At 71.8% G+C, this 6,643-nt stretch carries 6 protein-coding genes and 1 tRNA gene; 5 read left to right on the forward strand and 2 right to left on the reverse strand.

All coding sequences use genetic code 11. The annotated features are described in order from the left end of the window. Positions 1–16 precede the first annotated feature (16 nt). Both ACIBSW_RS03250 and ACIBSW_RS03255 read left to right on the forward strand, forming a co-directional pair. The gene (locus tag ACIBSW_RS03250; protein ID WP_354727583.1) at positions 17–868 is read left to right on the forward strand and encodes a fused MFS/spermidine synthase; all 852 of its coding nucleotides are present in this window, start codon (positions 17–19) and stop codon (positions 866–868) included. A gap of 146 nt (positions 869–1,014) precedes the next feature. Then, positions 1,015–1,956 carry a translation initiation factor 2 gene (locus ACIBSW_RS03255; RefSeq protein WP_354727581.1) on the forward strand — a complete coding sequence of 314 codons (942 nt, stop codon included), beginning with the start codon at positions 1,015–1,017 and terminating at the stop codon, positions 1,954–1,956. A gap of 12 nt (positions 1,957–1,968) precedes the next feature. Here the strand turns inward: ACIBSW_RS03255 and ACIBSW_RS03260 are convergent, their stop codons facing one another. Then, on the reverse strand, positions 1,969–3,174 hold the full coding sequence (locus ACIBSW_RS03260) for a TerC family protein (protein ID WP_354727579.1): 1,206 nt from the start codon (positions 3,172–3,174) through the stop codon (positions 1,969–1,971). A gap of 74 nt (positions 3,175–3,248) precedes the next feature. Continuing rightward, positions 3,249–4,013, reverse strand: a complete 765-nt coding sequence (locus ACIBSW_RS03265) for a pentapeptide repeat-containing protein (protein WP_354727577.1) — start codon at positions 4,011–4,013, stop codon at positions 3,249–3,251. Between the two features lie 183 nt (positions 4,014–4,196). Between ACIBSW_RS03265 and ACIBSW_RS03270 the strand changes: the two genes are divergently transcribed. From ACIBSW_RS03270 to ACIBSW_RS03280, 3 genes are all read left to right on the forward strand, one after another. After that, entirely contained in the window at positions 4,197–5,342 is a 1,146-nt protein-coding gene (locus ACIBSW_RS03270) for a lamin tail domain-containing protein (protein ID WP_354727575.1), read from the forward strand. Positions 5,343–5,372: 30 nt separating this feature from the next. Continuing rightward, positions 5,373–6,263 (forward strand): DUF2199 domain-containing protein, encoded by an 891-nt coding sequence (locus ACIBSW_RS03275; RefSeq protein ID WP_354727574.1) that lies wholly within the window; start codon positions 5,373–5,375, stop codon positions 6,261–6,263. Positions 6,264–6,296: 33 nt separating this feature from the next. Next, positions 6,297–6,370: transfer RNA gene (locus ACIBSW_RS03280), tRNA-Met, on the forward strand. The last annotated feature ends 273 nt before the right edge of the window (positions 6,371–6,643 follow it).

The raw sequence follows: 6,643 nt of genomic DNA on the forward strand, positions 1-6,643 counted from the left end.
GCGACATACTGCTGCCGTGGCACAGCGCAGGCGGGGTGAGCGGCGGGTCGAGAGCGTCGGCTCGGGCGTCGCCGAGCTGGTCGGTGACCCGGACCGGCCGTCGGGCTGGACGCTGCTGCTGGACGGCGCGCCGCAGTCGCACGTCGACCTGGCCGACCCGACCTACCTCGAGTTCGAGTACATCCGGCGGATGGCCGCCGCGATCGACCTGATCGCGCCGCCCGGCACGCCGCTGCGGGCGCTGCACCTGGGCGGCGGCGCGCTGACCCTGCCGCGCTACGTCGCCGCGACCCGGCCCGGCTCGCCGCAGCGGGTGGTGGAGATCGACGGTCCGCTGGTCGACCTCGTGCGCCAGGCGCTGCCCTGGGACCCGAAGGCCAAGCTGCGGGTCCGGGTCGGCGACGCCCGCGAGGCCGTCACCGGGATGCGCGACGCCGGGTACGACCTGGTGGTCATCGACGTCTTCGCGGGCTCGCGCACGCCGGCACACCTGGCGTCGGTGGAGTTCGTCCGGGAGGTGGCCCGGGTGCTGGCGCCGGGTGGATGGCTGATCGCCAACGTCGCCGACGGGCCGCCGCTGCGCTACGCGCGCAGCCAGGTCGCGACGATCCGGGACGTACTGCCGCAGGCCTGCCTGATCGCGGACGCCGCCGTGCTGCGCCGCCGGCGGTTCGGCAACCTGGTCGTGCTCGCCGGGCGGACGCCGCCGCCGGTGCCGGAGCTGAGCCGGCGGGTCGCCGGCGACTGGTTCCCCGGCCGGGTCGAAACCGACCTCGATCGATTCACCTCGGGGCAGCCGGTGACGACAGACATCGACGCAGTTCCCTCTCCGGCCCCTCCCGACGGACTGTTCAGCTCTCGGCCCTAGCCTGGCAGACGAACCCGTTCGGCCGAAGGTTCAGGTTCATCCGGTGCACAAAACATTCAGCGCCTGCCGACTTGTCACTGTGGACGCAATCCCGTTCTAATCGATGGATGCTGGACCGGAACTTCCTGTCTTTTTCAGGATCACCGTTGCCCACGACCGACGTGTTCGGGCCCCTGCAGGGCGGCGAGCGCGAGCTGTGGCGAGGCCGCTGCGCCGTCGCCGAGTATGCGTTCGACAAGGCCGCCTCGCTACCGCGCTGGGCGCTGCCCGAGACGACCGAGGTCCTCGTCACCGACCACCGCGTGGCGTACGCGTACACGTCGTCCGAGTCACCGGACGATGTCGAGATCACCTCCGGCGAGCTGCGCTGGCTCTGGCCGCAGCACCTGCGGGTGCAGCCCGGCGACCGGGCGCCGGGCCGGGCATCGGACCGGGCCGCCTCGGCCGCGCAGGTCCAGCTGGTGTGCGCCGCGTCCGACGGCACGTTCCCCGCGCTGGTCCTGGCGGGCGGCGACCTGACGGAGGCCGGCGACGCCGACCGGATGGCGAACCTGATCCGGCACGCGATCGCCCGCTTCCGGGTGGACAACGCGGAGAAGCTGGGCCTGTCGACGCCGCAGGCCCGCATGCTGTCGCGCCTGCTCATCGGCCCGGAGTTCAACAACCGCCGCGGCGGCGAGGGCCTGACGGTGACGCTGCTCGGCGCGCTGACGCTGACCCGCCCCGCCCCGGCCGCCGAGCCCGCGGGCGACGGCACCGCGCGACAGCGCGGAAGTCGTCCCGGCCAGGCCGCCGACGACGCCCGCGCGTTGCGGGCCGCCGCGGCGGACGCGGCCGACCAACTCGCCGAGCCCGGCCTCGCGACCCGCGCGGCCGAGCTGGCCGCCCGGGTGGCCGACCTGGTCTCGGGATCGCCGGCCCCGCGGACGCCGCGCGACGACCAACCGACCACCGACCTCGCGGCCCGTGCGGCGCACGTGCGCCGCGCGGAGGCCCGCTTCGTGGCGAACTCGGCGCGGGGCAAGGCCGCCGCGCGCCGGCCCGGGCGCGAGATCGGCTCGGGCTCGCGGGGCAACCGCATCACCTGAGCCGGCGGCCGGTCAGGGCCCGACGCTGAAGCACGTCCCGGCGTCGACCCGCCGCTCGTGCAGCGCGTGCGCCCGGCGCAGCAGGTCCATCAGCTCGGACTCCTGGCGGATCCGGGCCCGGTAGCGCTCCGGCAGGCTCTTCAGGTGCGCCTCCTCGTTGAGGAGCCGGTGGTAGATCTCGTCGCAGTACTTCGGGTCGGTCTCGATGTCGAGGAACGCCGTGGCGTGCCGGCGCGCCGCGGCGACGTACGTCTGCGCCCGGCCCTTCGGGCTCAGCAGCGAGGCGACCACCGTGATGACCAGCGCGCCGATGATGAAGGCCAGCGACGCGACGGTGCTGATCTCCACCACGTCGATGGGCTCGCCGCCGTTGATGAACGGGACGTTGTTCTCGTGCATGGCGTGCAGGATCAGCTTCACCCCGATGAAGGCCAGGATCGCGGCCAGCCCGTAGGACAGGTAGATGAGCCGGTCCAGCAGCCCGTCGAGCAGGAAGTAGAGCTGGCGCAGGCCGAGCAGCGAGAGCACGGTCGCGGTGAAGACCAGGTAGACGCTCTGGGTGAGGCCGAATACCGCCGGTATCGAGTCCAGCGCGAACAGGATGTCAGTGCCGCCGATCGCGATCATGACCAGCAGCATCGGGGTCAGCACCCGCTTGCCGTCCCGGACGGTGAAGAGCTTGTCGCCGTCGTACTCCTCGGAGGTGCGCACGAACCGCCGGGCCAGCCGGATGATCACGTTGTCCGCCGCACGGTCGTCGCCGTCGTCGCCCTTGAGCAGGCTGCCGGCCGTGACCAGCAGGATCAGGCCGAACAGATAGAAGATCCAGGCGAACGAGTTGATCAGCGCGGCCCCGAGGAAGATGAAGCCGGTCCTGGCGATCAGCGAGAACACGATGCCGAAGAGCAGCACCTTCTGCTGTTCGGCGCGCGGCACCTTGAAGCTGTTGAGCAGCACCAGGAACACGAAGAGGTTGTCGACCGACAGCGCCTTCTCGGTCAGCCAGGCGGCGAAGAACTCGGCGCCGACGTCGGGACCGCCGAACGCGAACACGGCGAGGCCGAACAGGACGGCGACGCCGACGTAGCCGGCGGACCAGGCCGCCGCCTCCCGCAGCGAGGGTATGTGCGCGCGCCGGACGTGGAAGTAGAAGTCGAAGGCGATCAGTCCGATGACGCCGACGATCGTCAGCGACCAGACCAGGCCGGACACCTGCATGACAACACGCTCCCGGGTTGGCCTCGGTCCTCGCCGAGATCCATCCTAGGTCCTGTTCGGACCGGGCGCCGGGCTCACCGCTTGGTTGTCCCGTCGGTTACCGCGGCCGTCACCTGCGAATCGGTGAGGAACAGCGCGCCGGTCAGGTCGGCGCCCCGCAGGTCGGCACCCCGCAGATCCGCTCCGGTGAAGTCCGCCGTGCGCAGGTCGGCACCGCGCAGGTCGGCACCGATCAGCACGGCGCCGCGCAGGCTCGCACCGCGCAGGTCGGCGCCCCGCATCCGGCGCCCCATCAGGTTCGCGCCGCGGTGGTCGGCGCGCCGGCTGCCGGCCCGGGCCAGCTCGCTCGCCTTCACCAGCAACGGGTTGACCTTGCCCCGGAACTCGGCGACGTCGAGGGCCAGCAGCTCGTCGGGGGTCCCGCCGGCGAGCGCGGTGGCCTCCTGCTGCGCCGCCTGCAGGCGCGGCCGCAGCCGGCGCGCCGCCGGCAGCTCCAGCGCCTGGCTCACGTACCAGAGGATCTCGTGGAGCTGCCGCATGATCGGCAGCACCGCGAACATCTGCCCGGCGGCGCCGGGCGCGCCCCGCCAGTCCCGGCCACCGAACGTCACCTGGGTGACCTGCTGGCCGGCGCCGAAGCAGTCGAAGACGACGCAGCCGCGGAAGCCCTTCTCGGGCAGCCGCTCGTGGATGCCGCACCGGAAGTCCTCGGCGAGGTTGGGGCAGGGCCGCCCCGCGGGCTTGTCGATGGCGAAGTCGGCCGACTTGGCGAAGGCGGGCGCGACGCAGCACAGCCCGGCGCACCGGCCGCAGTCCGCGCGCAGCTCGAGGGTGACCACCTGACGACGGTATACCGGCAGCTTTTCAGGCCCGGAGTCCGAGATGCCGATAACGTCCCGTCACCATCCATCGTGACTGTATGTGACTTCACGTGTGAAATTCCCCGCCCGTCCAGGGGGGTGACTACTTTCCGTAACTCTGACTACGCTGCGCTGGCCACAAACCATGAGGAGAACCAGCAAATGCGTGCACGTAAGACGGCGATATTCGCGACGATCGGCTGTGCGACCGCTCTCGGCCTGGCCGCCCCCACGGCGGCCGCCGAGGCGGCGCCGACCATCTCCGCGCCGGCGAGCCGCATCGGCTTCGGTGAGATCACCATCACCGGTACGGCGCCCGCGGGCGCGACGGTCGAGCTGTACGAGTCGGCGTACATCTGGAACGACTTCTACCCCTCGCCCGACTTCGGCAACGGCGGCGTCGTCACCACGACGGCGAGCGGCGCGGGCAAGTACACGCTGACCCGGCTCGTCGACTCCGGCTTCCGCTTCTACGTGAAGGCGAACGGCGTCGAGTCGAGGCGCATCACGGTCGCGGTGGGGATCATCCCGACCATGACGATGACCGCCTCGAACGGCACCGTCGACGTCAAGGTCGCGGCCGACCCGGGCCAGCCGGGCCTCCAGGTGCACGTCCAGCGCAACGACGGCGGCGCCTGGACCGACATCGCGGGCGGCCTCACCTCCAACCCGGAGGCCGTCTTCACGACGGCCCTGAACGGGCAGGGCTCGGGCACGAAGACCTACCGCGCCGTGATCGACCCCGACGCGGAGAACAACCTGCTGGCCGGCCGGACCACGCCGGTCTCGATCAACGTCGGCAGCGGAAGCGGCGGCGGCACCGGCGACGGGACCGACCCGGCCCCGACGACCCCCACGCCCAAGCCGACCCCGACTCCGACCCCCACGCCCAAGCCGACTACGCCTGCGCCGACTACGCCTGCGCCGAAGGCCGGCGACGTGCTGCTCTCGAAGATCGTCTACAACTCGCCGGGCAAGGACACGGGCAGCAACACCAGCCTGAACGCCGAGTACGTCCGCCTGCTCAACCGCACCAAGGCGACGATCAACCTCAAGGGCTGGACGGTCCGCGACGCGGCCGGGCACGTCTACACGGTCAGCACCGACCAGCGCGTCGCCGCCGGCGCCTACGTCTACCTGCACACCGGCAAGGGCACCAACGGCAGGCCCGACTCGCGGCACCGCTACTGGAACCGCACCGGCTACGTGTGGAACAACGGCGGCGACACCGCGTACCTGCGTACCCCGAACGGCAAGTCGATCGACACCTGCAAGTGGACCAGCGACAAGGGCAAGACCTACTGCTGAGGGGCCGTACCAGGTGGGTAGGGTGCCCGGGTGCCCGAACACCTGCCTGACTGCCCGTGCTGCGGCGGCGCCCTGTCCCCGGTCGACCTCGCGATCCGCTCGGCCTGGCCGGACGCCATGCTGGCGCTCTCCGAGCCGGAGCGGGAGGCCACCTGGGGCAACCACCACCTGCGCCAGGCGGACGGCATCGGCGCGTTCGTCCGCTGCCTGATGCCGGTCCGCCTGACCGGCGGCGGCAGCATCGAGTTCTCCGTCTGGCTCCGCGTCGACCCGGACTCGCTGCGGCACGCACACGAGGTCTGGGAGACCCCCGCGTACGCGGACCTACGGCTCGAGGGCACCGTCTCGAACGGCATCCAGCCCTGGAACGACCTGCTCGGCGCGCCGGGCCGGGCCGAGGTCCGCGAACTCGAGTCGATCCCGTACCTGGTGGCCGACGAGGGCACCACGCTGCACCGCATCCTGCACGAGGAGTGGGACCGCGACCTGGTGCTGAGCCGCCTCACCCCCGCCCTGCCGACCCCGGTGCGCCAGCGCATCACCGAACGCTGGTCACTGGAGCGCTCGGCCGGCCTGGAACTCAGATGGCACGAGAACCGGCTCTACTTCGCCGGCCCCGGCCGCACGGTCCACCTCGACTCGCTGGGCCCCCCACCCGGCCTCTCCACCGCCGACGTGATCACCGCCCTGACCGAGGACGCACCCCGGGACCGCGACGGCGAACTCACCGAGGAAGACGGCGACCTCCGCCGCCACGCCTTCTGGCGCCCGGCCCTCGACGACGGCCACATCGTCCACAACCTGCACGGCTTCGTCGCCGTCCCAGGCGCAGTCCTACACCTGGTCTGCGTCTACGACGACCCGACCTCGCTCGACTGGGCCCAACGCGTGTGGCGCTCCGTCCGCCCCGAGAAGCCCTGACCACCACCCCCGTGCTAGCGTTGCACTTGCCGACGCGGGGTGGAGCAGCTCGGTAGCTCGCTGGGCTCATAACCCAGAGGTCGCAGGTTCAAATCCTGTCCCCGCTACGAGGGGAAGAGGGGTTCTGTCCGCAGAAAGCGCGGACAGGACCCCTCTTCGCATTTCTGCTCCGGGGCCGAGCCCCGGAAACCCCACGGCGCGATGGGCGCGGTGAGCGATCCGGCACGGCGCGGTGGACGCGGTGAGCAATCCGGCGCGGCGCGGTGAGCGATCCGGCGCGGCGCGATGGGCGCGGTGAGCAATCCGGCACGGCGCGATGGGCGCGGTGAGCAATCCGGCACGGCGCGATGGGCGCGGTGAGCAATCCGGCACGGCGCGTT

This window comes from Actinoplanes sp. NPDC049668, from assembly GCF_044465445.1.
Taxonomy (GTDB): Bacteria; Actinomycetota; Actinomycetes; order Mycobacteriales; family Micromonosporaceae; genus Actinoplanes.